The sequence below is a fragment of the Hydrogenivirga sp. 128-5-R1-1 genome (genome assembly GCF_000171895.1).
Window position 1 is genome coordinate 1 of sequence record NZ_ABHJ01000336.1, and the last position, 1,505, is coordinate 1,505.

Here is a 1,505-nt window from a genome sequence, read left to right on the forward strand (position 1 = left end):
CAGATAGCATAGACCCATCAGGAATGATAAAGGACTCAGCCAGTAGAGACCTTTATAACATCAGAAAGAATATAAAAGAGGTTGAAAAACAAATCACAACAATTCTTGAAAAGCTATTAAATAACTCAAAATTTGCAGATGTTCTGCAGGATAGGATTATCACAATAAGAAGGGATAGATATGTTATTCCTGTTAAGCATAATTTTGCAGGAAAAATTCAGGGTATTATTCAGGACAGGTCATCTTCCGGACAGACGGTATATCTTGAGCCTGTTGGCGTTGTAGAGCTAAATAATAAGCTCTCAGACCTGAAATTGCAGGAACATATTGAGATAAGGAAAATCTTGAAATTTATAACAGATATACTCAGGGATAAATATCAGCACATTTCAAGGACATATCAGGCTATTATAGAATTTGATTTTCTTTACACAATAGGAAAATACAGCAGAGAGTTCAGCTGTGTATTTCCAAAGCTTAAGGATAGGATGGACTTAAAACAGGTCAGACATCCTATATTTTTGTTTATGGGAAAAGAATTTAAACCAATAGATCTTAGATTAGGAGAAAAGAAAAAAGGTTTAATCATTACGGGGCCCAACACTGGAGGAAAAACAATAGCCCTTAAAACAGCAGGCTTATCAGCATTACTGGTGCAATCCGGAATTCCTGTTCCTGCAGAGGAAGAAAGTGAAATTCCTGTATTTGAAGGGGTATTTGCAGATATCGGAGATATGCAGTCAATAGAGCAGAATTTATCCACATTTTCAGCCCATATAAAAAATATCAAAGAAATACTCCAGCAAGCCGGAGAGAAAAGCCTTTTACTCCTTGATGAGCTTATTCCTGGAACTGACCCGGATGAAGGTGCAGCAATAGGTATTGGAATACTTCATAAAATAGAAGAATTAAATGCCTATGTAATGGCAACAACCCATTTCAAACAGATTAAGATTTTTGCCCTTTCTGATGATTATTTTGAAGTTGCTTCGGTGGGATTTGATAAAGAAACACTTTCACCAACATATACCCTTCACTACAACTCTGTCGGAGAAAGTATGGCATTCTATATTGCAGAAAAACTTGGAATTAATGAAGAGGTTCTGGATATTGCAAGGAAATATATAGATGAAACATTCCTCCAACTTGAAAAGGCAATTCAAGAGCTTGAAGTTTATAAGGCAAAATATGAAGAGGAATTAAAGGAACTTGAACAGCTAAAAAATAGCTTATCAGAGCAAAAGGAAAAATACGACAGACTCCTAAAAGAACTTCAAAAAGAAAAAGAAAAAAGATGGGAAACTGTAAAAAAAGAGGCTGAAGATTATCTAAAACAGCTTAGAGAAGAAGGATATCAGATACTACAGGAATTAAAAACAACAAAATCCGGAAAAATCTTGAGCAGTTTTTAAAAGAGCATAAAAATTTGCCTCTAAAAGAGCAGGAAGAAGAAATTTCTCAGATATAGATATAGGAGATTTTGTTCGTCTAAAAGGGAAGGCACT

1 pseudogene is annotated in these 1,505 nt (G+C 34.9%); it reads left to right on the top strand.

Annotation, left to right across the window (positions count from 1 at the left end):
• Positions 1 to 1,412 (top strand): annotated as a pseudogene (locus HG1285_RS01835) (endonuclease MutS2); the annotation flags it as partial.
• Between the last annotated feature and the right edge of the window lie 93 nt (positions 1,413 to 1,505).